The following is a 26,336-nucleotide window of genomic DNA, read 5'->3' on the forward strand; positions in this document are numbered from 1 at the left end:
ACCGGTATCCGCCAGCATCGAAGTCTATAGCTGTGGAATCAGTGCGGCCGGCCCCGCGCAGTACGCTCCGCAGGCGCCTGACATAGCCCCGCAGCGTGGTCCGCGCAGAGCGTGGTGGCTCTTCGTCCCACAATCGCTCAACTAGTTCATCGACGCTTACGATCTGACCAGACCTCAAAGCAAGCGTGGCAAGAAGCAGTCGCTGCTTGGTTCCGGGTACTGGCACTGAGCGTCCCGCCGTCTGCACCTGCAGGTCGCCCAGCATCGCAATAGAGAAGCCGCCCATGGCCGCGCCCCCGAGAGCTCTAGCTGATTGGACTACCAGACCATAGCGAGATCCGCATGGCCCGAATGTGGGTTCTTCACCCCACAAGCGACCCCGCCGGGAGCGTGGGCAGGAGTGATTCTGCGGATCAGAACGTCGGCAGGGCCACGGCAAGGTCCTGGTGTTTCTGGCTCGGGCGGCTTGAAGCAGAAACTCCACTGCGGCTGGCAACAAGACGGGCATGACCCGTTCAGGTGATCATCGAGATTCCCACGCCATGCTGATCGCTCGAAGTGAAGTAATGCCCCCGCTGTCATCATAGTTGATCTCGTAGGTGCCCCGCGCACCGCTCTGACCGTGCCCGAAACCGCTGGTGGGCGGCCCGAAGCGCTCGCCGGTTTGCCTGATCCATGCGCTCGACGGAGCGTCCGACATGTTGACAAATCTGTCAAGGCTACTACTTGTGCAGTCCCGCCGCGCCGCGTCGATCCGCATCGCGGTTGACGAGTGCCGATCTCGACGCCGTTCGTCAGTGGTTTGCGCGGCGGTATAGGGTCCGCAGAAATCCATCCACGCTGCCGGCAATAGCGATTGCTCTATCTGCGTCTCGCAGTGCAGGACGGTCGCAAGGAAGTTCTTGACAGGCCGAAAGATGGCGTCAAAGTGGGGTTAATCGGGTGCGCGAGATTGATTCGATCAAGGCTGTGACCTGGTTCGGCTGGCTTGTCGTCTACGGATCAGAAGGTTAGGGCTTCGAGTCCCTTCGGGCGCGCTTCACGATCAAGGTCGTGACCAGCGGAAACGCGGGTCGCGGCCTTGATCGCTTTCGCGGGCTGGGACGGATCTTCCCAGGATTTGGAATCTGGTGCTCCGATCGTGCTCCGTTGTCGGTGTGCTGTTCCGGCGGTGGTTCGTGCCGGGCTGTGCTGACCAGTGCGTTTGCATGTCGACTGGTCTGGATCGTGGCTGGGATGCGATGGGTCAGGGTGCGATCAACGTCCACTGTGGTCGGTATAGTGGATCTTGTTTGGCGGGGTGGGTGTCCGGTCGGTCGGTTGCCGTTGACCTGGGCTGGCGCAGGTGTGGCGCGCAGGGGTCGGGATGTCATCCAGGCGATCATCGGCGGTGACGGCCGGGAGGCCGACGCATCTGATTCCTGCATGTGCGGGCGGCCCTGCGCGGCGGTCGCCCCCGGGGCTGGTGAGACCGGACCGCGGCGGTCCAGTCCCTCCGCTGGAGGCTGCCGCCGGCTCTCAAGAAGCGGAAGGCTCCTCATGCCGGTGGAGCCAGCCGACGGCTGCCCGATCGATGAGTCCTTGTTGCCGCACCCATCGGACAAGCAAGGCGATGGCGAGCGACAGGACCAGGCCCGCCCGTTCGGGTGCACCCGTCTTCCACGCCAGTCCGCCAACGATCGCGGCGGTCAGGAGCAGAACCCACTCAGTCTTCCCAGGGGTCACCCATCGGAGCAACCTTGTGCGAATCATGAGCACACCGAAGCACCTATCCGCTCGAACTATCAGGCGAGAACGAACTCGTGTTATCGGGGGAACCTCAGCCGTGGCCGGTAGCTGGGTCTGTGTCTCCACCGGGCGGCGGGTCAGCCAGACAAGCCCTGCCGGTCACGTCCGCGCTGGTGGTGTAAGAGACGGCCATCGCGTGATCCGGTCTGATGCTATGCGGCGATTGGTGCTGCGTTGGGCTGGTCGGTGTCGTGTTGGCGGGTGTCGACGGTGATCAGGCGGGCTTTGGCGAGGAGTTCCAGGCCCATGTAGCGGCGTCTTTCGGTCCACTCGTCGGTCTGCTCGGCCAGGACCGCGCCGACGAGTCTGATGATCGCCGCCCGGTTGGGAAAGATGCCGACGACGTCGGTGCGGCGGCGGATCTCCTTGTTCAACCGCTCCTGGGGATTGTTGGACCAGATCTGGCGCCAGATCTCGCGGGGGAAGCCGGTGAAGGCGAGCAGGTCGTCGCGGGCGGCGTCGAGGTGTTCGGCCGCAGCGGGGAACTTCGCTTCGATCGTGGCGACGACCCGCCGGAACTGGGCGTGGACGGCGTCGGCGTCGGGCTGGTCGAAGATCGTGCGGACGAGGGTGGCGATCCACGGCTGCGCCGATCTGGGGACCTTCGTGAGCAGGTTGCGCAAGTAGTGGGTGCGGCATCGTTGCCAGGCGGCGCCGGGCAGCGCGGCGCCGATCGCTGCGACGAGGCCGCGATGGGCGTCGGAGATGACGAGCTGGACGCCGGACAGTCCGCGGGCCGTCAGGGACCGCAGGAATGCCAGCCATCCGGCCCCGTCTTCGTCCGAGGCGACGTCGACGCCGAGGACTTCACGTTGGCCGTCGGCGTTGACCCCGACGGCGACCAGAGCGTGGACGTTGACGGTGCGGCCGTGCTCGCGGACCTTCATCGTCAACGCGTCGGTCCACACGAACGTGTAGTGGGCGGCGTCGAGGGGCCGGTTGCGGAACGCCTCGACTTGGGCGTCCAGGTGGGCGGCCATCTCCGAGACCTGCGACTTCGACAGCTGCCGGATCCCGAGCTGCTCGACCAGCTTCTCCACCCGCCGCGTCGACACCCCGAGCAGATAGCTCGTGGCGACCACTGAGACCAGGGCCTGCTCGGCCCGCCGCCGGTGCGTCAGCAGCCAGTCCGGGAAGTAGGAGCCCTGCCGCAGCTTCGGGATCGCCAGGTCGATCGTGCCGGCCCGGGTGTCCCACTCCCGAGGCCGGTAGCCGTTGCGGGAGTTGACCCGCTCGTCGCTGCGCTGTCCGTAACCGGCGCCGCAGATCGCGTCGGCCTCGGCGGACATCACCGCCTGCGCGAACGTTTTGATCATCGCCTGCAACACGTCCGGCGACGCGCCCTCGATCTGCTCGCGCAGCAGGTCAACGGGGTTCACACTCTCTGAAGCGGCCATCGCGTTCTCTCTTCCTTCTCTGACTTGGTCGTCTTGAAGGATCGACGCGATGGCCGTCTCTCATCTACGCAACACGCCCAACACGGGCAAGTCGTACACCACTTCCGTGGACGCAACCGCCCTGCTGCCGTAGAGAACCACAGTAGGGACGGCACGACAGCCGCGATGAGAGCGAGTCGCCAGACCTGTGCTTCGCCGGGTCAACGACGTGGTGGAGGACAATCAGCGTGGCGGTGAGCCACGCCACTGCCTCCATCCCGTGGTTGCGCACCCGGGCCACGGAGAGTCGCCTTCCCTTGCGTACCGGCGGAGGTGGGAGTTTCACCCCTGGTCACCAAGGGCCCGCGGCGACGGGCCGTTGTTGTGGTGCTGATAGTAGGCGGATCGGGAGACCTTGAGCAGCTCACAGGAACGCTTCACGTTCCCGCCGGGCCGCGCCTTCTCCGCCTCGATGAACGGGTACACGTTCACCGGGTCTCCGTTGCGAAGAATCGGTCGCCCCCTTGTGGATGTCGACGTCCTCGCGCAGCCGGCGGTTCTTCCGCCGCAACGCCGCCAACTCCTCCCGCTCAATGCTGGTAAGCCCGTCCGTACGGGTACCGGCGTCACGCCACCGCTTACGCCAGCCGAATACCGCGCTCTGCGACACCGCAGCCGCACCGCGATCTCCGGTACCGAATGCCCTGGGCCAGCCAGTCCGCCGCCTGCCGCCGCACCGCCTCCCGTCGAGCCCGCCCCTGCCGGGACAGACCACCACCATCGGGGTATCTCATACCTTCGATCTACCCCGAGCCCCACCCTCCACATCACGATCAACTCCACAACAGACGAAAGTGACCTTTCAACCTCTGTAGCGCGGCCCCCACCAGGTCGGCGACCGGAGAGTTGAGCCGCACCGGCCGTCCCGCATGCTGTGCCGATGGGCGCACGGGTGAAACGGGACGGCGCGGTGACAACGGTGATCCTGGATGAACCGGCGAGCCGCAACGCGGTCGACGGTCCGACCGCACAGGCGCTCGCCGACGCGTTCCGGGCCTTCGACGCCGACGACGGCGCGGCGGTCGCGGTGCTCTGCAGAGCCGGCGGCACGTTCAGCTCCGGAGTCGACCTGACCGCCATCGGTACGCCGAGCGGCAACCGGGTCGAGGCGGCGGGGGACGGTCCGATGGGCCCGACCCGGTTGCGCCTGGGCAAGCCGGTGATCGCCGCCATCAGCGGGTACGCCGTGGCGGGTGGGCTGGCACTGGCGCTCTGGTGCGACCTGCGGGTCGCCGAGTCCGACGCCACCCTCGGGGTGTTCTGCCGCCGCTGGGGCGTACCGCTGATCGACGGCGGCACGGTTCGACTGCCCCGGTTGATCGGCGAGAGCCGGGCGATGCACCTGATCCTCACCGGCCGACCGGTGACCGTCGACGAGGGGTACGCCATCGGGTTGATGAACCGGCTTGTCGAGCCGGGCACCGCCCGCGCGGCGGCCGAGCGACTGGCCGCCGAGATCGCCGCCACACCGCAGACCTGCCTGCGCAACGATCGGCTGGCCCTGCTGGCCGGCGTCGGCCAGCCGGAAGACGAGGCGCTGGCGACCGAGCTGGCCTACGGACTGGACTCGCTCGCCGCCGACGCGCTGACCGGCGCGGCCCGGTTCACCGCCGGTGCCGGCCGGCACGGCGAGTCCGGGTAATAGGCGGTCAGCGCAGTCGGGAACCTGACTCGCGGGAATATCCGACAATCGGCTCGGCCGAACGTCTGACGATCCGCACCTTCGCCACCGCCCGCGCGGAGTTTTTCGGATTGTCTATCCTCGGTGGATGGTCCATTCACGCATCCGGACCGCGAGGGTCGTGGGCCACCTGTGGTATTTCTCAAGACCTCGTATAAGTCGGCGGAGGTGACAGCGTGGATGTTGATGTGACATCTGTAGCGACGGCGGTGGTTCCGTTTGTGACAGCGGCTGTCGGGGCGTACGGCGCCGGTGTCCTCACTCGCGTTCAGGATGCGGCGGCCGACGCAACGCTCGATCTCGGCGGGCAGATCCTGCGCCGGCTGACCGGCCGGGAGGAACCCACGCAGCCGCTCTCGGAGGCGGTCCGTGAGCTGGCGTTAGACGTGTCCGATGGGGACCGGGTGGCGGCCGTCCGGCTGCAGATTCGTAAGATCCTGGCGGCGAATCCGCAGCTCGCGACCGAGTTGGCCGAGCTGGTGTCGACCGCCGGACCGGTGGTGACCGTCTCGGGGGAACGCGCCATCGGAGCGGCGACGATCAGCGGCGGCATGTTGGTCACCGGCGACAACGCCCAGATCACCAGATGACCGGCTCCGGGCCTGACAACTCTGTCGTCGAGGATCCAGACACCACGCCGGCCGAGGCCGCCGACAACCAGGTAACGGAGGCTGAAGGCCCGGCGAACGAGCCTTTCGCCCAGCTCCTGGAGCAGATGAGTAAGCTGCAGTCGGCCTTCGACTCCAAGATCCGATATGACGCCGTACGCGAACAGCTCGTCCAGTCGATGAGCGACGAACTCACCGCCTACCGGGAGAACCGCGCCCAGCTGCAACTCAGACCGGTACTGATCGATCTGATCACGCTGCACGACGACCTGACCAAAGCGGCCGATTCCGCCGAGCGCTCGGCGGAGACCGGGAAGCTTGTCGGGTTCTTCCGGGACTCCGTCGAGCAGATGCTTGCCCGCCACGGCGTCGAGCCGTTCACCGGCGACGCCGATGTGGTCGACCGGACCCGGCAACGGGTGGTCGCGACCGAACCCACCGAGGACCCGACGCTGCACCGTCGGGTCGCCGCCCGGCTCCGGCCGGGCTTCCAGTGGAACGACAAGGTGCTACGCCCGGAGTGGGTCAGCGCCTTCCGGCTCGTCCCGCCGGCTGGCGACCGCAGCACGGCACCGCCCCCGGTTGGGCCGGTGCCGACCCCGGCCACCGGCGGCAACCCGGACCCGGCGTCCCCCGCGCCGTCCCCGCAGACCGACCAAGGAGACCCTGCATGACCGACAGTCGCGTCTACGGCATCGACCTCGGCACCACCTACACCTGCATCGCCCACGTTGATGACCTCAGCGGCCGTCCGCACATCACCCCAAACGACGCGGGTGAGCTGACCACGCCGTCCGTCGTGCTTTTCGAAGACGCGGAGACCCGGGTCGTCGGCCGGGAGGCGAAGAACATCGCGGTCATGGAGGCGGAGAACGTCGTCGAGATGATAAAACGCGAGATGGGCAAGCCGGAGTGGCGACGCGAGTTCTTCGGTCACCGGTACTCGCCGGAGGAGATCTCCTCGTACATCCTGCGCAAGGTCGTCGACGACACCGAGCGGCACGAGGGCACCCGGCCGCACAAGGTCGTGGTGACCTGTCCGGCGTACTTCGGCATCCCGCAGCGGGAGGCGACCGCGGCGGCCGGCCGGATCGCCGGGCTCGATGTCCTGGAGGTCATCAACGAGCCGACCGCGGCGGCCATCGCCTACGGCGCCCAGCACCCCGAGGACCAGGTCGTGCTGGTGTACGACCTGGGTGGTGGCACCTTCGACGTCACCGTCATCGACATCAAGGACAGTGCCATCACCGTGGTCGCCACCGATGGCGCGCACGAGCTGGGCGGTCGCAACTGGGACGAGGAGTTGGTCAAGTTCGCCGCCGGGCAGTGGCAGGCCGAGCACCCCGGTGCCGGGACGGACCCGCTCGACTCTCCGGAGACCGTGCAGGATCTCTGGCTGCGGGCGGAGCGGGCGAAGTGGTCGCTCAGCAGCATGGCGCAGACCAAGGTGGCGGTGACCCACGACGGACAGCAAGTCACGGTGCCGCTGACCCGGGAGAAGTTCAACGACCTCACCCAGTACCTGTTGGACAGCACGATGTCGCTGACCAGGCAGGTGATGGAGACCGCCCGGGAGCTCGGTTACCCCAAGATCGACCTGATCCTGCTGGTCGGCGGCTCGACGAAGATGCCCCAGGTCACCGCTCGACTCGAAGCGGAGTTCTCGCTCGAGGTGAAGTCCTTCGAGCCGGACCAGGCGGTCGCCAAGGGCGCCGCGATCTACGGGCAGAAGCTCGCGGTCGGCGAGCGGGTGCGGACCGAGATCGGCAAGAAGCTCGACCGGGCGCCGGAGCAGGTGGACGTGGCTGCCGCACCGGAGAAGGTGCGGATGGCGGCCGAGGAGCTGGTCGCCAGCGACATGGGCCTGCGGCTGGGCACCGTGCAGTACCTCAGCGGCATGGTGGTCCGGAACGTGGTCAGCCACAGCTTCGGGGTGATCGCCCTCACTGCGGACGACACCGAGGTCATCTCGAACCTCGTCCTGGCCCAGCAGGCCCTGCCGGCCGAGGCCACCAGGACCTTCGGCATCCGGCACAGCGGCATGGGCGCGGTCGAGCTGAGGATCTTCGAGAACACCTCCCGGGAGGCGGTCGTCAAGGATCTGGACACCGGCGAGCAGGTCGGTGTCGCGATGCTCGAACTCGCCAGCGACCTGCCCGCCGATTCGCCGGTGGACGTGGTGTTCCGGCTCGACAACGAGGGTCGGCTGACCGTCACTGGGCGGGACCGTTCGGTCGGCGGCAAGGAGGTGACCGCCGTCATCGAGACCAACCGGGCGCTCTCCGCCGAGCAGGTGGCGGTCGCCATCAAGCACGCGAACAGCATCCGGATCCTCGGTTGACCGGCCGGTCCGGCCCCGTCGTCGACTCCCGGCCGCTCGCCGTCGGCATCGACCTCGGCACCACCTACTCCGCAGTGGCCTGGGTCAACCCCGACGGCGATCCAGAGATCATCCCGAACGCCCTGGGTGAGCCGTTGACCGCTTCGGTGGTCAGCTTCGCCGCCGGCCGCCCGATCGTCGGCGCCGAGGCCAAGGCGGACCAGGCCCGCGGCGCGTCCGAGGTGGCGTACCTGTTCAAGCGGTCGATGGGGAATCCGTCGTTCCAGTTCCCGCTCGGCGGCGAGGTGTGGAGCGCCACTCGGCTCTCCGCGCTCGTTCTCGCCCACCTCAAGGAGCAGGCGGAGGCGGCGCTGGGCCGGCCGGTGACCCGGGCGGTGGTCACCGTGCCGGAGTACTTCACCCATCCGGAGCGGGCGGCGACCATCGAGGCCGGCCGGCTGGCCGGGCTGGACGTCCGGCGGATCATCAGCGAACCCACCTCGGCCGCGCTCGCCTACGGGCTGCGGCCCGGTCCCCGGACCCGCCGGGTCCTGGTGTACGACCTGGGCGGCGGCACGTTCGACGTCTCGCTGGTCGAGATCGGACCGGACGAGATCCGGGTGCTCTGCACCGACGGCAACCACGAGCTGGGCGGCCGGGACTGGGACGACCGGCTGGCCGGGCTCGTGCTGCGTGCCTTTCCGGCCGAGGCCGCCGCGCTTGAGGACGAGCCGGGGGCGTTGCTGGTCGAGGTCGAGCGACTCAAGCGCACCCTCTCCGCCCGGCAGTCGGCCGAGCTTCGGCTGGTGGTCGACGGGCGCCCGCCGCTCAGCACCCGGATCGACCGGAAGTCGTTCGAGGGGGCCAGCCGGGATCTGCTCGAGCAGACCGGCCAGCTGACCGGCCAGGTCCTCGACGAGCTGGGCCTGAGCTGGGCCGACATCCACGGGATACTGCCGGTCGGCGGCTCCACCCGGATGCCGATGGTGCGCGACTATCTGGAGGAGTTGTCCGGTCGGCCGCCGATGGGCGGCGTGCACCCGGACCACGCCGTCGCGCTCGGCGCCGCCGCCCAGGCCGCCATCCTGCTCGAAGAGGAGAGCGCCGCCCAGCTGCGGCTGGCCGGCCCGTCGGCGGTCCCGGCCGAGCCGATCCTGCGGCTGTCGGCGCCACGCAGGGTCAGCGGCGTGGTGGCGCACAGCCTCGGCATGATCGCCGAGAACTCGACCGGTGACCGGTACGTCAACAGCGTCCTGCTGCCCCGCAACCAGCGGATCCCCTGCACCGAGACCCGGCCCTACCAGTTCGAGCTGGACGGCGGGGGCGAGGAGTTGCTGGAGGTCTACCTGACCCAGGGGGAGACCGACGATCCGTCCACCTGTGTCTACCTCGGCCGCTATCTGGTCACCAGGTTCCCGCCCGGTGGCCGGCGCAAGGTGATCGTCGACGTGGCCTACGCCTACGACGAGAACGTCCTGGTCGGGGTGACGGCGACCGAGCGGAGCAGCGGAGCGCCGTTGGCGGTGACCGTCGCCGAGCTACCGGAGGACGTTCCCGGCCGCTTCCTGCAGCCGCCGGTCCGCTCGGTGGCCCGCGAGCCGATGACCGTCTACCTCGCGTTCGACCTCTCCGGCAGCATGTCCGGCCTCCCGCTGAACGAGGCCAAGCGGGCCGCGGAAACCTTCGTCAGCCAGCTCGATCTGACCACGACCGCCGTCGGCCTGATCGCCTTCTCCGACCGGGTGCGCGCCGAGCAGCAGGCGACCTCCAACGCCGCCGTCATCGAGCGGGCGATCCGGGGACTCGTGGTGGGTAGCACCGGGTACGGCAACGCCACCCATCCCTTCGACGAGCTGCGCCAGCTGCTGGCCGGCAGCGCGGGTCGCCGGTTCGGGGTGGTGCTGGCCGACGGGGTCTGGTCCAACCAGAGCCGCGCGGTCAAGCAGGCCCAGCACTGTCACCGCGACGGCATCGACGTCGTCGCGGTCGGCTTCGGCGGTGCCGACCAGGGTTTCCTGCGGCGGATAGCCTCCTCGACCGAGCAGGCGCTCTTCACCGACCTCGGAGAGCTCAGCAGCGTGTTCGGCACCATCGCCCGGGAGATCACCGAAGGTGCCACCCGGCCGTGACCGCCGCCGACAACGGAGCCAACTACTTCGTCCTGCTCGAGCTCGACCCGCAGCAGCCCTGGGACCAGGCACTGTTCATCCGGACGGTGGAGGCGGCCCGGCAGCGGTGGACGAAGGCGTCCACCGGCCTGAGCACTCGAGCATCCGAGGCCAAGACGAACCTGCACGCGATCCGGAACGCCGAGCGGGACATGAGCAACCCGGAGCAGCGCGAACAGCAACGGGCCGCCGCGTTACGGCTGCGGGAGGCCGCGGTCCTCGCTGAGCGTAGGGAGTTGACGGAGCTGCTCGACGTCTGGCTCGCCCGGGGTTTCCTCCTCGAAGCCGAGCGGCAGCGGGCAGAGGCCGAGTACGGCGACGTGCTGGCCGGCAGCCCGAAACTCGCCAAGCGGATCAGGCGGGCGAAGGTACGCAGCCTCCAGCCGCCGGCGGCCTCCTCGAGGCTCGACACCGAGGTCGAGGACCAGCTGCGAACGCTGCTCGCCGAGGTCAGGGCCCGTTCCCTCTACGACGTGCTGAAGGAGTGCGACCCTGACCTGACCAGCAGCAGTCCCCGGGAACGGCTGATGGACGCGGCCGAAGCGCTCGAAAGAAAGATGCGGAGGTTCAAGGACAAGAGTGATCCGAACATCGGCCGCAAGCAGAAGCTCGGCAGCCACGCCAGACGGGTCTTCGCCACCGAGGACCTCCGTCGCCGGCACGACGAGTCGATGCGGGTGGAGCGGCTCCGGGACCTGGTCGTACGGTTCGAGTGGGCGCTCTCGCTGGCCAACGAGGTCCGTGCCGCGCAGGTGGAGCTCTTCCTCCTGCGGGCTCGGGCGGAGGGCGTCGACGACCTCGAACAAGCGACGACCTATCTGGTCGAACACTTCCGGGCCCGGGGCTGGCCGGTACAGCTGCCGGCCGAGCAGGCCCAGCGGCAGATCGCCAAACTGCTCCGCTGCCTTTACTGTCAGGACCTCAATCAGCCGACCGACGGGCGCTGCCAGACCTGCGGCGAGGACCTCGAGGTGCGCTGCCCGAGCTGTGATCGCACCGAGCGACGGTACGGCGGGGACTGCCGGTGCGGCTTCCCGATCGGGCAGCGGCGGCTGGTCGAGAGTCTGGTGCTGCTGGGGCGAACAGCGATCGAGCGGCTGGACTTCACCGAGGCTCAGCTGCACCTGGACCGGGCCGCCCGGATCTGGCAGCTGCCACCGGGACGCGCCGACCAGCTCGCCGAGCAGATCACCGGCCAGCGACTCAGCCTGGAACAGGCCCAGCAGGCCATCGCCGAAGCGACCGCGACGGTACAGCTCATGATCACTGCGCGGCGGTTCGTGGCCGCCGAGCGGCAGCTGCGGGCCGCGCCGGCCGGCCTGCTGCACCGCGACGAGCTGCTGCGGCAGGCCGAGCGGGCGGTACGCGCCGCGCAGGCGCTCTGCCAGCGGGCCGGCCGACCGGGCCTGCTCTCAGCCAGCCGGGCCGAGCTGTACGCGGAGGCGTTGGCGGTCTGCGACGACTACGAGCCGGCCCATATCGGGCTACGGCAGATCCTGCCCGAGCCGCCCACCCGGGCCCGGGGCCTCGTGGCCGATCCCGCCGTCGGCGTCTCGTTGAACTGGGAGCCCTCCCCGGAGCCGGGCGTCTCGTACGTGGTGTTCCGCACGACCGGCCCGAACCCACCGACGTCGGTCGAGGCGATGCCCGGCCAGCAGATCGCCGAGACCGGTACCACGAGTTGGCTGGACCGCGGTGCGACCAGACTCGCCGGCCAGCCAATCTGGTACGCGGTCTTCGCCAAACGCCGCGGCACCTACTCGATCGCCGCGCTGACCGAACCGGTCCTCGTCGCCGCGGACGTCGTCGACCTGCGTAGTCAGGTCCAGGACGGCCGGGTGATCCTGACCTGGGCGCTGCCCGAGCACGCCGCCCAGGTCGAGGTACGCCGGACCGACTTCGGCTCCGCCGCGGACACCCGGCTGGTGGCCTGCGTCGAACCCGGTCGGGTCGACGATCAGCTGGTCCACAACGGTGTGCGGTACCGCTACACGATCCGGGTCGGCTACCGGGATCTCGCCGGCCGGATCTGCTGGTCGCCAGGGGTCTCGTGCACCGCGACTCCGATGGGGCGGCCGGCGCCGCCCGGGCCGTTGACGATCACCGGGGAGGCGTCGACCACCGGGATGTTTAACCACCGGACCCTGCTCCGCTGGCCCACCCCCGAGATGGGCACGGTGAAGGTGGTCAGGCAGCTGGGAGTCGGCTCGCTACGCGAGGGCGACCAGGGGACGATCCAGGCACTGGGACGGGACGGGGTGGTCCTCGAAGACGACTACCCGGCGAGTGACATCTGGCTCTCGGACCTGGTGGTCTGTTCCTACTTTCCGGTCCTGGTCGTCGACGGCTCGGGACATGTCGGCCAGGCCCGGCGCTATGCGAAGGTCGACGAGCCGACGCAGCTGAGAGTGGAGTTCGCCGGAGCGGAGGTCCGGATCGGCTGGGCCTGGCCCCAGCAGGTCTCGGCCGTCCTGATCGGTCACGACCCCGCCGGCGCACCGGTCGATCCCACCGCGGCGGCTGACCCGTCGACCGTCAACCGGGTGGACGTCGAGCCCTTCGGGAGCGCCGAACTGCCGGTCAGCGCGGACGACATTCACCTGGTCATCGCCAGCGTGGTGCGCCGCGACGGGGTGGACTTCGTGACCTCCGGGGTACGCCTGCGGGCCCACCGGCCGACCTCCCGGGTGTACTACGAGGTGCGGCAGGGCCGACGCGGGGGCAACCTGCTGCTGCACACCGACGGACGGCTGACCGCCCCCGAGCTGGTCCTGGTCGGCAACCCCGATCGGACGCCGAAGGTGCCCGCCGACGGCGAGCGGATCGCGCTCAGCACCCCACCCACCCTCGGTGGGCAGCAGGACATTCGGCTGCCGCGTAGCCCTGGGAACAGGGCGCTGCACTACCGGCTCTTCACCGCCGCGTCAGCCGAGACCGCGGCGGTGGAGCTGGTCGGCCCGCCACTCAGATCTTGAACAGGTACACGTCGATGGTGAGCGTGCCCTGCGGGGAGGCCAGGCTGATGAACGGCCGGTAGACGGCACCCCGGAAGACGAACCCCTGGGTGCCCAGACCGGCCAGTGCCTGGTTGACCTGCCGCGCGATGGCCATCCCCCGGCCGGTGTTACCGCCGGCCGCGCCACCGAAGGTCAGTACCAGGCCGGCCCGCCGGCCACTGAGGCCCGGATGGCTCCGCACCCTGGCCTGCAGGCCGCGGACCGCCCGGGGCTGGTTGGCAAGCAGCCCTCGCCAGTCGACGGTGCTCAGCTTGATGCTGACCGGTTCCAGCTCCAGCACCGCCTCGGGGGTCGGCGACGGAGTGGGCGACGCCGAGGGCGAGGCCGCCGGCTCCGGCGGTGGCGGCGGCTGTCCGACCGTGGTGGCGACCAGGAAGCTCATCGCGAGCGCGAACATGAGATCGGCGAAGAGCCAACCGATCGTGCCGAACACGACGTTCCCCGGGTCCCGCCCAGCCAGTCGCTGGCGCCTACGGGCCAGAAACCACACAACGTTCTCCTTTCGCCGGCGGGCGCCGGCCTGCCCTGGGGTGGGTCCCGCGTCAACGGCCGGTGATGCGGTCCCGCCAGGTCCTCGGCCGGCGCGGCGCGCGGGGCGCCGTCAGCGCGGCCGAGACGGCTGCCAGGTTCGTCGCGGTGGCCTGGAGTGCGGCGGTGGTCGCCTCGAGTGCCGCGCTCGTCGAGACCAGCTCCCGATCGATCTCCTTCAGCCGCCCGCTGGCATCGACCACGTTGCGGGCGAGCGCCTCCAGGTCGCCGCGCATCCGCCCACTCATCAACTCCGTCACCTCGCGCATCGAGGTGGCGGCGGTGGTCATGCTCTGCGAGTTCTCGGTGACCTGCTTGACGAAACCGGACTGCGTCGTCTCGATCTGTTGCAGATGCTTGTCGATGGAGGCGGCGATGGTCGAGTAGGTCCCGGCACTTTCGCCGAGAGTACGCGCCGCGGCCGTCAGTTCGGTGACGCCGCTGGCCATCGCGGCGGCGCTTTCCGCGTACACCCTGTGATCGGATCGGTAATCCTGCAGCGAGTTCCGGAATCCCTCGAACAACGGAGTCATCTGCTGCTCGACCAGTTGCTTGTTGGCCTCCCCCGCCCGCTGGAGTACCAGCTTGGCCTGCTCTGTCGTGCCGGCGATCAATTGAGCATTCTCGGTCCGTACCGCCGCCATCGTGGTCAGGGTTTCGGTGGCCAGGTTGCCGACGAACTCACGCCCCTGCTCCTGCTGCGCGGTCATCGCCGCCAGGCCGTCGGTGTGCAGTTTCTCGGTGGCCTCCCGACCGCTGGTGGCGATCTGTCGGTTGCTTTCGGCGAGTGCCCGGGTGTCCTCGACGGCCGCGCTGATCAGTCGCTGGGTCTCGGTGAGCACCCGCTGTGCGGCCTCGGCCCATTCCTCGGCCGAGACCGGCGGCCGGATCGAGCTCGTCTCGGTGGCGAGCGCGAGCGCACTCATCGCCTCGTCGAGCTGCGCACGGACCTCGGCGAGCTCGCGGTTCGACCGGGTCTCCCGCCGGTGCGCCCAGACGGTCAGCAGCAGGACCAGGGTCAGGAAGGCGAACGCCAACACCGCGGTCAGCGAGAAGGTGGGGATGAACTCGCCGCCGAACCGCTGCTCCCAGAGCACCAGGAACGGCTGGGTGGACAGGTTCGGGTGCTCTTTGAGCTGCTCGTGGTAGCGCCAACTCGCCCAGCCGAGGACGAGCCAGGTGAACAGCAGGGGAACCAGGACGACGGCGTTACGCCAACCGACCAGGTTGCGGAGCCGGCTGTGTTGCAATTCCGACAGTTGGTCGAGCGGGTGCTCGATGGCGAGCATTCGTTCCAGGGCCACATAGTCGCGGCGTCCGGCGGCGTGGTCCAGCACCAGCAGCCGCTCCGCGTCGGCGCCGGCGCCCAGGGCCACCAGTTGGTCGTACACCTTGCGCAATTTGCCAGCCGCATCGGGCCCATTCGGCTCCAGGCCGGCCACGTTGGCGAACCGGTCGTCGTCCGGTGTTGACGTCGATAGTGCAGCCGGCATTTGCGCTCCTGGAGGACGTCGGCGCCTACTGAGGAAAATTGCTGGTCGGACTGTCGACTGTAGTCACGTCGACCTTAGCCACGTCGGGCGTTGATCAGCATCGTCCACAAAGTACTCTTCGTTGTCTGAGCAGTTTCCACCGACCTGTCGTTCGGTGGCACTAACCTCGGCCCTTCGTTAAGGGCTGCGCGGCGGTGGTCTCGGGGACGCGAAAGTGCCTTCTGATCTGGAACGATGTGACTTGTCTAGGGTCTCATCCATCCACGGAAGGCACTTTCAAGGTGCAGCGTACCGGCATGCGTCCCAAGCTTGCGGTCTCTGGTGGGGTTCGGGCGTGGTCGGTCACGCCGGCGCCCGCCTGCTGGCCGACGTCGCCGAGGTGACCGGTTTGGCCAGGGGTTTGGTGATGCGCTGGCCGGGTTGCGGCAGCGACGCCCGGTCCATGAGCCGGGCCGGGTCGCCGTCGATCTGGCGGTGATGCTCGCCGACGGCGGCGAAGCGATCGCCGATCTGGGCGTGCTGCGCCATCAGCCCGGATTGTTTGGGCAGGTTGCATCGGACGCGACCGGGTGGCGGGTCCTGGACAGCCTCGACACGGCAGCGTTGGCCCGGTTGTGGCAGGCCCGGGCGGCAGCGCGGGAAGTCGCGTCGGCGCAGACCTGTGAGACCCGCGGCTGGTTGCCCGCCTCGGTCGCGGCGGACCGCGAGGTCCCCGGGCTGGTCCTGGACATGGACGCCACCCTGGTCATCTGCCATTCCGAGAAGGAATCGGCGACGCGGACGTGAAGAAGACATTCGGCTACCACCCGCTGCTGTGCTTCCTCGACAGCACCGGCGAAGCCCTGGCCGGACTGCTACGCGAAGGACGGGCCGGGTCGAACACCACCGCCGACCACATCACCGTCCTGGATGAGGCCCTCACGCAGATCCCCGACGTCCACCGGCACGGAACACCGCTACTGATCCGCACCGACGGCGCCGGCAGCACCCACGGCTTCCTCGCCCACATCCGAGGTCTGCGCGAGCACGGCATCGACGCCCGATTCAGTGTGGGCACCGCGATCACCGCACCTGTGCGGGCGGCGATCGAGCAGGCAGGCGACTGGATCCCCGCGATCAACACCGACGGCGGCCTGCGTGACGGCGCCGAAATCTGCGAACTCACCGGACTGGCCGACACCAGCGGCTTCCCAGCCGGAACCCGCCTGATCGCCCGCCGGGAACGACCACACCCCGGCGCCCAACTGTCGCTGTTCGACACCGCCAACGGTCTGCGGCACCAGGTCATCGCCACCGACACCCCACCCGGTCAAGGATCCCTGCAGTTCCTGGAGGCCCGTCACCGCGCCCACGCCCGCGTCGAGGACCGCATCCGCACCGGCAAAACCACCGGCTTCGGCCGGTTCTCGTCACGGATCTTCGCGATCAACCAGGCCTGGCTACAGTTGGCGTTGACCGGCATTGACCTGCTCGCCTGGACCCAAACCCTGCTGCTGGACGGCGACCTCGCCCGCGCGGAACCGAAGATGCTGCGCTACCGGCTCCTGCACATCCCAGCCCGGATCACCCGCACCGCACGCCGGACCGGGCTGCGCATCCCCGACGGCCGGCCCTGGGCCGATCAGATCATCACCGCGTTCACGCGGCTCGCCAGCCTGCCCCGACCACTGACTGAACCACAATCCCTACCCCTGCAACAGCTCCGAGGAACCCGGGCACGCGTTGAGCGCCCACACCATGCCTACCGGCAGAAATACCGCCAGCCACACCCACAAAACCAAGATCAAACACTCATGAAAGACCGAGGCTAAAGGCGTTTCTCGCGGATCTTCCGGTGGGCCGCGGTGGGCCCGGACGACGACCGGCGGCGTTGTCGGCCCGTCCGGGTGCATCACCGGGTTCCGGAGAGACCTCCGCCTTGCCGGATCGCCGCTCGGCCTTCGCCTCGCTCCACCAAGATCCACGAAACCGGCGTCAGTCGTCATCGAGTCGGAGCCTGATGTCGGCGATGGTCGGATCGTCGGGGGGGAAGTTGTCCATCGCGATCCGCAGCGCCCGCTTCAGCAACGGGACCGCCTCACCGCCCCGATCCCGCAACTGGTAACTCGCGGCGAGATTCACCAGCCTGAGCACCAGGCCGATGTGGTCCGGACCCAGCGCGGCCTCGGTGATCGCCAACGCGCGCTCCTCGACCGGGATCGCCTCGCCCGGCAGGTGCTGCCGGTAGAGGGTGTTGCCGAGGGCCGCCAGCCTGTGGGCCAGGTCGAGGCTGTCCGGCCCGTTGGACACCTCGATCAACGCGACCGTACGACGCAGCAGGGGCGCCGCGTCGGTGTACCGCTCCATGGCCCGGTAGGTGTCCGACAGATTGACCAGAAACTGCACGAGCTCCGGGTTGTCCTGGCCGAGGGTCGCCTCGACGAGCGCCAGCGCCCGCTTCTCGAACGGGACCGCCGCGATGTACTGCCCCAGGTGGTAGTGGGCGGCTCCCAACCGGCCGAGCCACTGCGCGACCTCCATCGGATCAGCTTCGGCCGCGGTCTCGATGATGCCGAGGATCCGGCGGCAGACCGCTATCGTCTCGGTGTGCAGGTTGAGCTCACGGTACGCCCGGCCGAGTCGCCGCAGATCGCGTAGCACCGTACTGCAGTCGGCGCCCTGCTCGGTGCCGACCGCGACGGCCCGCTCCCAGAGCGGAAGGGCATCCTCGAGTCGGCCCATCTCCTGGTATGTCATCGCGAGGTTCGTCAACCGGAGCGACAGCTCACCCCGCTTCTCGACGGGCGAGGCCATGGTGACGGCCAGCGCCCGGGTCTCCACCGCGGCCGCTTCCTCGAGGCGACCGTGGTGGTAGTAGCTCTCACCGAGCAGTCCGAGCTGCTCGGCCACGCTCGGGTGATCCGGCCCGTACAGCGCCTCGCAGGTGGCCACGGCCCGCACCCGGGGCGGTACGGCCTGGTCGTGCCGGCCCATCTCCGTGTACGTCGCGGCGATCTCGTCGAGCTGGTCGACCACCTCCTGGTGCACCCGCCCGTAGGTGTACTCGGTTATCTGCAGTGCCCTGCGGAGCGGCGGCAGCGCCTCGTCGCATCGACCGAGTGCCCGCAGATCCGAGGCGAAGGCGGTCAGCCGGTACACCACGTCCGGGTGGTCGCCGGACAAAAGGGTCTGGGTGATGACGAGCGCGGTCCGGCTGAGCTGCACCGCTTCGGTCAGCCGCCCCAGGTGGCCGTACACCTGGGCGAGGCTGCCCATCAGGATGGCCAGGTCGAGGTGCCGGTCGCCGTAGTTGTACTCGATGATGTTGATGGCCCGGGTCAGCAGCGGAGCGGCTGCCTCGAACCGGTCCAGCGCGTACAGGCTGTTCGCCAGACCACCGAGGCGTTGCGCCACCGCCGGATGGTCGGGTGAGTGCTGGGTCTGGATGATGGTCAGCGCCCGCTGGTCCAGCCGCCTCGCCTCCTCGGCGCGACCCAGCGCGCGGTACGTCGAGGCGAGATTGCCCAGCCGGACGGCGACATCCGGGTGGTCCGGGCCGAGGCAGTCCTCGACGATCCGCAGCGCTCGCTGCTCCAGCTCGGCGGCCTCCTCGTTCCGACCGAGGTCACCGTAGACGGCGGCCAGATTGCCGAGCTGAAGGGCGACGTCCGGATGGTCTCCGTCCATCGCGGCGGTGACGATGTCCAACCCGCGCTGCTCGAGCCGCAGCGCCTCGTCGTACTCGCCGATCGCGCGATGGGTCGACCCCAGCCCGCCCAGGAAGAGCGCCAGATCCGGATGGTCCGGCTTCAGCAGGCGCTCGGCCATCTCACTCGCCCGCCGGCCCAGCTCCAACGCCTCGACGAGTCGCCCCAGCTCGCGGTAGCTGCTGGCCACGTCGACCAAGCGGTACGCCACCAGGATGTGCTCCGGCCCGTACCGCTGCTCGGTGATCGACAACGCGCGCTGTCGCAGCGGCAGCGCCTCCCGGGTCTGGCCGAGGTCGGTGTGGATGGACGCCAGGTTCGCCACGAAGCCGGCGACCGCCCGGTGTTCGGGGCCGTAGGCCGCCTCGGAGACGTCCACCGCCCGGACCATCAGCGGCATCGCCTCACCAGGCCGGCCGAGTGCGTTGTAGGAGATGGCGAGGTTGCTGAGCCGGGTCGCGATCGCGAGTTGGTCGGGGTCCGACTCCCCCTCGGTGATGCCGAGCGCCTGCTCCTCGAACTCGACCGCCTCCGCGTGCCGGCCGAGACTCGAGTACGCCGCGCCGAGGTTGCCCAGCAACGTCGCCAACTCCGGATCGGTCGGTGCGAGCCCCGCTCGGCCGATCTTCAACGCCAACTCGGCGAGCTTCGCGGTCTCGGTGTACCGGCCCTGTCGGGCGGTGAACAGACCGGCCTGATTGAGCAGCTTGCGCAGTTCGACATCCTGGTTGTCGCCCCCGATGTTGTCCGCGAGCGCGTGCACGTGCGGCAGCAGGCTCCACCACCGGGGCCAACCGTCCATGTTGTCGCTCGGGTCGGGGGGTGCGGCGCCGCCGATCAGGTCGACCGCCCGGCTGCCCGCAGGGGCCAGGCCCGAGTCGGTGCGCTCGCGCTGGGAAACCCGCAGTACCGCCTGCACCAGCCGGTGGATGCTGACCGACTCGTGGGTCAGCGTGACCATGCTGTACGAGTTCAGTAGCAGGAGCAGTCGGTTCGCCACCAGCACACTCCCGCCGGCGAACTTCGTGATGAGATCGCGGGGCAGATCGTCAGGACCGAGCCAGGCGAGGACGTCGAGCAGCTCAACCGCGCGTCGATCCTTGCCGAGCAGCGCCCTCAGGGTGATCTTCCAGACCTCACTGACCGCGCGCTCATGCTGGGCGCTGGGTGCCATCTCGGCCATCGCCTCGGCCAGCTCGCCGTCCAACCGGGCGGCATAGGTGGCCAGTGGCTCGGCCGACGCGCGGACATAGGCGGCGGCCTGCTGAAGGGCCAACGGCAGGCAACCGAGGGCGACGGCCATCCGCCGGGCGGCCGGGCGGTCGTCTTGGCCGGTCCGACGGATCAACAGGTCGACCGCCTGCCGGATGGTGAGCATGCCCAGCCGTACCGACCCGAGGCCGTCGTCCGTCCAGTCCCGATCCCGTCGGGTCGTCAGCAGCACATGCCCGCTGTCGACCCCGGCCAGGAACTCCTTGACGTCCTCCGGCGCCTCGACGTTGTCGAGCACCAGCAGCCAGCCCTGATTCCGCTGCAGCCACTCGGTCGCCCAGTCCGCGGCCGCTTCGGGCGACGCGGTCAGCCCCGGCACCAACTTGCGCGCCACCCTGGCCAGCCCTTCGGTGAGGGCGGCCCGGGTGTCCGCGGTGATCCAGAAGACCGCAGTGTAGGTGACCCGCTTGCTCGCCGCGTACTGCAGGGCCAGCTCGGTCTTGCCCACCCCGCCGAGCCCGGCGACGCTCTGCCCGATCACACTCCGCCCGGCGACCCCGCCGCCGGCTGACATCGCCCGTTCGAGCTCGCTCAACGCCTCGCCTCGGCCGACGAAGATCGTCGACGGCCGCCGCGGCGGCATCCAGATCTCCCGCGCGCCGACAGTCCGTACCGGCGGCAGCTTGTTCGGATAGCTGTTGAGGGTGACCTTGGGGTTGTCGCCGGTCACGATGATGCTGTCGCTGATCGACCCGCCGACCACCGACCGCTCGCCCTGCGCGTTCAAGCCTGCTTCGGCCGCCTCGTCCGGCTCATCCGCCTCGTCCGGCACGACGCGGCTCAAGAGTGGAGGTCCACTATCGGCTGCCTGCGGAAGCTCATCGCAACATCGATACCAGATCAGAACTTCCCGCGCGCATCGTAGCCAAGTCGAATGTGCGACATCGATTCTGGCGAGACCCGATCGGTCACCCCGGCGTCGACCCCGCCAAGCAGTCAGAACGGGTACCGCGACCAGGCCGGCCGGATCCTTCAGCCGCAGCCCCGCCTCCCCGGGGGACCCGGGCGATCGGGGTTGGCGGGACTGCGTAGTTTTCCGTGTTTGGCCTGGGTGTGCTCGGGTTCATGGACGTGTCGCACTACGAGTGCGGTGAGGAGTCTTCGGATCTCCGGTACCGTGTAGCCGATCATCATGCCGTCGCCGGCGCTGGATCCCCTTTTGCCGCAAGGGATCTGGCCACGGACAGCCAGGCGTGGGCGGCCATCGCGAGGGTGAGCCAGTCACGCACCTGGTACTCGTCGAGGCCAGCTTCGTTCTTGGCCTGCTGGAAGCACTCCTCGATCGCCCACCTCGCCCCGACGACACGAGCGAGGTCGACCAGCCGGGTGCGGCGAGGCCCGTAGCAGACGTAGTAGGCGATCTCACCGGTGGTTATGCTGCGCCGCGCCAGGAGCCAGTGTCCGCGGCCCGGCCGCCAGCAGATCCGCAACTCCACCCGAGCCCACCAGTACTCGCGTGGCCCGTGCGCTCCGGCGCCGGCCGAGAGTCGGCACCACGCCCGAGCGGGCAGGGCGGCGATCAACTCCTCGGCGCGGGCAGTCCCCATCGTCGTGGTGATCATGTCGTCGTTGCGGCGGGTCGCGACCACATAGCCCACATCCCGCTGTTCCAGCCACACCCGCAGGGACTTCGACTGCCCGTAGGCCTCGTCCATGGTCACCCACCCCACCGGCGCCCCCGCGTTCAGGGCGCGGGCGAGCATCTGGCGGGCCATCTGCACCTTCGTGGCGAACTCCACCTCGTCCGGGATGCCCGCGGCCCGGCACCGGTCGCGGTCATCGGTCCACGAGGTCGGAAGGTAGAGCTGCCGGTCGATCAACGCGTGTCCCTGGGATGACCGGTAGGCCAGGAACACCCCGACCTGGCAGTTCTCGGTCCGCGCAGCCGTGCCGGAGTACTGGCGTTGCACCCCGGCCGACCGTGTGCCCTTCTTCAGGAACCCGGTGTCGTCGACGATCAGTACGCCCTGCCGGTCGCCGAGGTGTTCGATCACGTAGTCGCGCACGTCATCCCGCACGGCGTCGACGTCCCAGTCCGCCCACCGCAACAACCGCTGCATCCCGTCCGGCGACACATCCCCGGCCTGCTCAGCCAAGGTCCAGCCGTTCTTCCGACCAAGCCCGAGACCAGCCCACACAGGTACTGCCGCGCCCGCCGACGCGGCTCCGACCGGCGAAACCGCACCCCGATCCGAGCATGAAGCCGATCCAACTCCGCATACCAACGATCGACATCAACGTCCGCCACGACCTGACCAACGAACCCGACCCGAAGGTGATTCGCCTACTGCCGTTGCAGTACTAGGCCGCGTTTCAGAAGCGGGGTAGCCACTCGTTGAGCCCTTTTCATCGTGACGGGCCTGGTCGCGATGGGTGTGGAGGAAAGCTGGTGTCGACATAGGTCGAGGCTCCCGGTAAGACAGCAGTCGACCAAGATCCGATGCCCCAACCGGGAACCTCGCTGTGCTGTCTTACCCGTCCGCGATCGCGCTGTCCAGCCGTACCCTGAACCACCTCGCCGACCTCATCCGCGCCGCACGCGCTCGACGCCGGGGCCGGTGGTGGCGCCTCGATGCCGGCCGACATGCCCTGCTCGCGCTGGCCCACCTCCGCAACGGCGACACCATCACCCGCCTGGCCTGCGGATTCACGGTCAGCATCACCACGGCCTAGCGGTACGTCCGGGAAGCCATCGACCTACTCGCCACGCACGCCGACCATCTGAACGCGGCCCTGCGGCGCATCGGCCGGCTCGCCTACGCGATTCTCGACGGCACCCTGATCCCCATCGACCGGGTCGCGGACCAGTGCCCGTACTACTCCGGAAAGCACAAGCGCCACGGAGTGAACGTGCAAGTCATCGCGGACTGCAAGGGGCGTCTGATGTGGGCCTCACCCGCTCTGCCCGGCGCGGTGCACGACCTGACCGCCGCCCGCACCCACGGCCTGATCGACGCGCTGGCCAGCGTCAACGTCATGACCTTCGCCGACAAGGCGTACCAGGGGCGCTGGCGGCAGTGTCCGTACGCCGTTCAAACGCCGCCGATACCGACCCCGACTGTCCCACCGGCAGAAGACCGTCAACCGCCACCACGCCAAGATCCGGGCCGTCGGCGAACGCGCCGTCGCCACCCTCAAAGCCTGGAAGATTCTGGCCAAGCTCCGCTGCTGCCCCCGACGCGTCACCGCGATCGTGCAGGCCATCCTCGTCCTACATCACGTCCAGACCAGCCGGAACCCACGATGAAAAGGGCTCGTTGATCGCTGCGATGTGCATGGTGGCTTCGTAGCGGACGGCGAGCTTGTCGTACCGAGTGGCTACCCCGCGGTGGCGTTTAAGCCGGTTGATGCCGCACTCCACGGCGTGTCTCTGCTGGTAGGTCACCGGGTCGAACACCGGCGGCCGGCCGCCCCTGGAACCCTTCTTCGGTTGGCCGCCTGGTCGACCTTGATCGGGATGGTCGCCTTGATGCCCCGACGGCGCAGGTACTCACGGTTGGCCCGCGAACTGTAGGCCATGTCCGCCAGAACCCGATCCGGACGGGTACGCGGCCTGCCACCCTCGGGCCTGGGCACCCGGATACCGGCCAGCACCGGGACGAACTGCGGGCTGTCACCACGCTGCCCAGCGGTCAACACGAACGACAGCGGCTTCTGCCCCTGCTCACAGGCCAGGTGCAGCCTCGTGGTCAACCCACCCCGTGACCGGCCCAACGCATGGTCGGCCGGTTCCTCACCCGCCCCGCCAGGTGGTTCCTTCTGCAGGTCTGCTCTCCTGCGGGCTCCGGCGGCGTGCTGGTGCGCCCGGGCGCTGGTGGAGTCCACGCTGACGTCCCAGGTGATCGCACCGACGGCGTCAGCGCAGGCCTGCAACCCGGTCACGATCCGCTGCCACGTGCCGTCACGCTGCCAACGCCGGTACAGCCCGTACACGGTCTGCCGGGGCCCGTAGCAGTCCGGCACGTCCCGCCACGGCGCCCCGACCCGCGTGCGCCACCGAATCCCGTCGATGAGCTGCCGTCTACTCCACTTCGGCGGCCGACCCGGCTTCTTACCCACCGGCAGCAGCGGCTCCAGGGCCGTCCACTGCCGGTCGGTCAGATCGTGCCGCCTCGTCGCCGGTATCGTGGCCACGAGGTCTCCGGTCTGAAGTTCGTCTTGGTCGATGAACTACCTACCGGAGACCTCTTCACATCCCGATCAGCGACATACCACAGCCACACCCACCAGCGCACCCACCTCTGAAACACGGCCTAGGGGTGCTTACGGGTGCATCACGCCGCGAGGTAGGTGCGTTGCGTCAGAATCCGCAGTATGCCTGGCTGCCATTGTCGGTGAGCAATATATCCCGCACCCAGCCGTACTTCCTCGTCGTAAAGTTGTAAAGAAATGTCCACGTGTAGCCATCGTCTGCGCGGGTGAAGCAATAGTAGTTGAGGGCGTCGACGCTGCTGGCGATGCCTGGTGACGGGCACCCGGTGGAGGACCCGGTTCGCATGTTGGCTCCAGCTGCGCTCGCTATGTAGGCAGTGGAGTCCAAGTCTGGTGCGCCTACCCCGCAGGAAGCGTGCATGGCACCCGGCCTCGACTCGGCCAACGTGCTGACTGCGGCGTTGGCGCTGGCCGGTGCTACCAGAAGGGCGCTCGTTGTCATGGAGATGGCTAGCACAACAGAGGTGGATAGCTTTCTCATTCTAGACCTTTCACGAGAAGGATGTTGTCGAGCTGCTCAGCCAATGGGTTTTTGTTACAGCAGCAGTGGCTGGTGTGCCTGAGGTTGGAGTAGAAGACATGGTGGGGCCAAGGCCAGTAAAATGTTCGAGGCCGTGCCGGTTCAATCCGCGCCGGCTGCGCGCACATCACCCGCCGCCTCGCCCTTGAGTGGCGGAGTTCTTCAAGGGGCAGTGTTTCGATTCACCAGCCGCAATAGTGCTGGCTACCGTTATCGGTCAACAGGTTGTCGCGTACCCAACCTCGGGCACCCGTACTTACGACGTAGAGATAGGTCCAGGTATAGCCGTCGTCTCCAAGGGTGTAGCAGTAGTAGTCGAGAATCCAGTCGCTAGTAACGGTACCCGCCAATGCGCATGAAGTCGATGATCCAGTACGAATATTGGCGCCGGACCCGGTCTTGACCCAAGGGTTTGTATCGATGTGGCTTCCAGCCCTCCCGCAGGGGGCGTACGCGGGCCCAGTTCCCTGGAGGGATGAATTCGCCGCAGCGGCGGCTGGTGATCCCAAAAGGAAGGCCAGGGTCGTGAATAAAGTAGACAAGGCAACGGCTTTTGATTTATTCATCCCACGCCTTTCCATGCGCGATTGTTGCTGTATCGAAGGGCGGATATTTCGATAATCGCATAATGGCCGCGATGCTAGCTCCCTGAGGTCCGGGTGAATTAGACCCTTTCGCTCGCGATGGCGTACGCAACGTCAACGGCGGCGACAGTTGACCTTGACGCCGGCTGGTGACGCTCGACCGCGAGCCGCTTCCCCTCACTCGGGGTTCAGGATCGGACGCCCACTTTCCGTTGAGCACTGAATGTAGCCTATTCCCCACCCTGAGCGATAGTGCCATCGACCATGTGCAGTATTGTGATGCTTTGTCCTAGGCGGGCTGAAGTTGACCGGCCACGGCTGGCACGTGTCGGAACCCGACCGGAACGCCCTATGCGTGGAGGTTGCCCAGCTCGCTGGCCCGGATACCGGGTTACGCTCGCCGGCCAGACCCGGTCCGGGGACACGCGGCACCCACGGCCGTGGCGAGCAGGCGAACAACATCGGATTCCGCAACGAGGAAACGATCGCCGACATCGACCCCGAACTCGACCGGATGCAGTCCGCGCTCGACGTGCCTAGTACTCCAGCCGCACCTGCCTGATCTGGAGTTTCCGCAGTTCATCGCCGTGGTTGACGCCTTCCCGGCGTCGGCCGGGTAGCTGCGGATGTCGATGCTAGTCGCGGGTGAGCTGGGTGAGCGCACTTCCTGTGAGCCATTTTCATCCTGCGTAGCGGTTGGCTTCGACGTGGTGCAGCACGAGGATGGCCTGCACGATCGCGGTCGCGCGGTGTGGGCGGCAGCGCAGCTTGGCCAGGATCTTCCAGGTCTTGAGTGGGGCGATCGCGCGTTCACCGCGAGCACGGATCTTCGCGTGCGCCCGGTTCACGGCCTTCTGTCGGCGTGACAGCTTCGGCCGGAAGCGGCGCCGCTTGAACGGTGTGCGCACGCTACCTCGCGCACGCTGATACCCCTTGTCCGCGAAGGTCATCACATCCGCGCTGGCCAGGGCCTCGATGATGCCGTGATCCCGGGCGGCGGCCAGACGGAACGTGTCAAGGGAA

12 protein-coding genes and 6 pseudogenes are annotated in these 26,336 nt (G+C 68.4%); 9 read left to right on the forward strand and 9 right to left on the reverse strand.

Going from position 1 to position 26,336, the window contains the following annotated elements:
* Positions 1-10: 10 nt before the first annotated feature.
* From HDA31_RS33415 to HDA31_RS30935, 3 genes and pseudogenes are all read right to left on the reverse strand, one after another.
* Positions 11-508, reverse strand: a pseudogene (locus HDA31_RS33415) (AfsR/SARP family transcriptional regulator); the annotation flags it as partial.
* Between the two features lie 1,432 nt (positions 509-1,940).
* Positions 1,941-3,185, reverse strand: a complete 1,245-nt coding sequence (locus tag HDA31_RS30930) for an IS256 family transposase (RefSeq protein WP_178062888.1) — start codon at positions 3,183-3,185, stop codon at positions 1,941-1,943.
* A gap of 321 nt (positions 3,186-3,506) precedes the next feature.
* The gene (locus HDA31_RS30935; RefSeq protein ID WP_178066839.1) at positions 3,507-3,656 is read right to left on the reverse strand and encodes a hypothetical protein; all 150 of its coding nucleotides are present in this window, start codon (positions 3,654-3,656) and stop codon (positions 3,507-3,509) included.
* Between the two features lie 448 nt (positions 3,657-4,104).
* On the opposite strand from HDA31_RS30935, the gene HDA31_RS30940 reads away from it, so the two are divergent.
* The 6 genes from HDA31_RS30940 to HDA31_RS30965 all read left to right on the forward strand — a co-directional run bounded on the left by HDA31_RS30940 (position 4,105) and on the right by HDA31_RS30965 (position 12,976).
* Positions 4,105-4,866, forward strand: coding sequence for a crotonase/enoyl-CoA hydratase family protein (locus HDA31_RS30940; RefSeq protein WP_178066838.1), 762 nt, complete (start codon positions 4,105-4,107; stop codon positions 4,864-4,866).
* Positions 4,867-5,081: 215 nt separating this feature from the next.
* Positions 5,082-5,495: a hypothetical protein gene (locus HDA31_RS30945; protein ID WP_178066837.1), complete on the forward strand. Its 414-nt coding sequence runs from the start codon at positions 5,082-5,084 to the stop codon at positions 5,493-5,495.
* On the forward strand, positions 5,492-6,187 hold the full coding sequence (locus HDA31_RS30950) for a nucleotide exchange factor GrpE (RefSeq protein ID WP_178066836.1): 696 nt from the start codon (positions 5,492-5,494) through the stop codon (positions 6,185-6,187). The genes HDA31_RS30945 and HDA31_RS30950 overlap by 4 nt, the downstream gene beginning before the upstream one ends.
* On the forward strand, positions 6,184-7,854 hold the full coding sequence (locus tag HDA31_RS30955) for an Hsp70 family protein (protein WP_178066835.1): 1,671 nt from the start codon (positions 6,184-6,186) through the stop codon (positions 7,852-7,854). The genes HDA31_RS30950 and HDA31_RS30955 overlap by 4 nt, the downstream gene beginning before the upstream one ends.
* Complete coding sequence (locus HDA31_RS30960) at positions 7,851-9,962, forward strand: Hsp70 family protein (protein ID WP_178066834.1); 2,112 nt, start codon at positions 7,851-7,853, stop codon at positions 9,960-9,962. The genes HDA31_RS30955 and HDA31_RS30960 overlap by 4 nt, the downstream gene beginning before the upstream one ends.
* Positions 9,959-12,976, forward strand: a complete 3,018-nt coding sequence (locus tag HDA31_RS30965; protein WP_178066833.1) for a coiled-coil domain-containing protein — start codon at positions 9,959-9,961, stop codon at positions 12,974-12,976. Before HDA31_RS30960 ends, HDA31_RS30965 begins: the two co-directional genes overlap by 4 nt.
* On the opposite strand, the gene HDA31_RS30970 is transcribed toward HDA31_RS30965, so the two are convergent.
* Positions 12,966-13,451: a hypothetical protein gene (locus HDA31_RS30970; RefSeq protein WP_178066832.1), complete on the reverse strand. Its 486-nt coding sequence runs from the start codon at positions 13,449-13,451 to the stop codon at positions 12,966-12,968. The genes HDA31_RS30965 and HDA31_RS30970 overlap by 11 nt on opposite strands.
* A gap of 109 nt (positions 13,452-13,560) precedes the next feature.
* Positions 13,561-15,039 (reverse strand): hypothetical protein, encoded by a 1,479-nt coding sequence (locus tag HDA31_RS30975; RefSeq protein ID WP_178066831.1) that lies wholly within the window; start codon positions 15,037-15,039, stop codon positions 13,561-13,563.
* Positions 15,040-15,335: 296 nt separating this feature from the next.
* Between HDA31_RS30975 and HDA31_RS30980 the strand changes: the two are divergent.
* Positions 15,336-16,712 (forward strand): annotated as a pseudogene (locus HDA31_RS30980) (IS1380 family transposase); the annotation flags it as partial.
* Between the two features lie 301 nt (positions 16,713-17,013).
* Here HDA31_RS30980 and HDA31_RS30985 read toward each other — a convergent pair.
* Both HDA31_RS30985 and HDA31_RS30990 read right to left on the reverse strand, forming a co-directional pair.
* Positions 17,014-20,781 (reverse strand): tetratricopeptide repeat protein, encoded by a 3,768-nt coding sequence (locus HDA31_RS30985; RefSeq protein WP_178066830.1) that lies wholly within the window; start codon positions 20,779-20,781, stop codon positions 17,014-17,016.
* 346 nt (positions 20,782-21,127) lie between these two features.
* Positions 21,128-22,245: pseudogene (locus tag HDA31_RS30990) on the reverse strand (IS701 family transposase).
* A 215-nt stretch (positions 22,246-22,460) separates the two neighbouring features.
* On the opposite strand from HDA31_RS30990, the pseudogene HDA31_RS30995 reads away from it, so the two are divergent.
* Positions 22,461-23,244, forward strand: a pseudogene (locus HDA31_RS30995) (transposase family protein).
* Here HDA31_RS30995 and HDA31_RS31000 read toward each other — a convergent pair.
* Positions 23,209-24,131 (reverse strand): annotated as a pseudogene (locus tag HDA31_RS31000) (IS5 family transposase). The pseudogenes HDA31_RS30995 and HDA31_RS31000 sit on opposite strands and share 36 nt — an antisense overlap.
* Positions 24,132-25,668: 1,537 nt before the next feature.
* Here HDA31_RS31000 and HDA31_RS31005 point away from each other — a divergent pair.
* On the forward strand, positions 25,669-25,875 hold the full coding sequence (locus tag HDA31_RS31005; RefSeq protein ID WP_178066829.1) for a hypothetical protein: 207 nt from the start codon (positions 25,669-25,671) through the stop codon (positions 25,873-25,875).
* A 118-nt stretch (positions 25,876-25,993) separates the two neighbouring features.
* Here the strand turns inward: HDA31_RS31005 and HDA31_RS31010 are convergent.
* Positions 25,994-26,317 (reverse strand): annotated as a pseudogene (locus HDA31_RS31010) (transposase family protein); the annotation flags it as partial.
* Between the last annotated feature and the right edge of the window lie 19 nt (positions 26,318-26,336).

It is taken from the genome of Micromonospora carbonacea, assembly GCF_014205165.1.
GTDB lineage: Bacteria > Actinomycetota > Actinomycetes > Mycobacteriales > Micromonosporaceae > Micromonospora > Micromonospora carbonacea.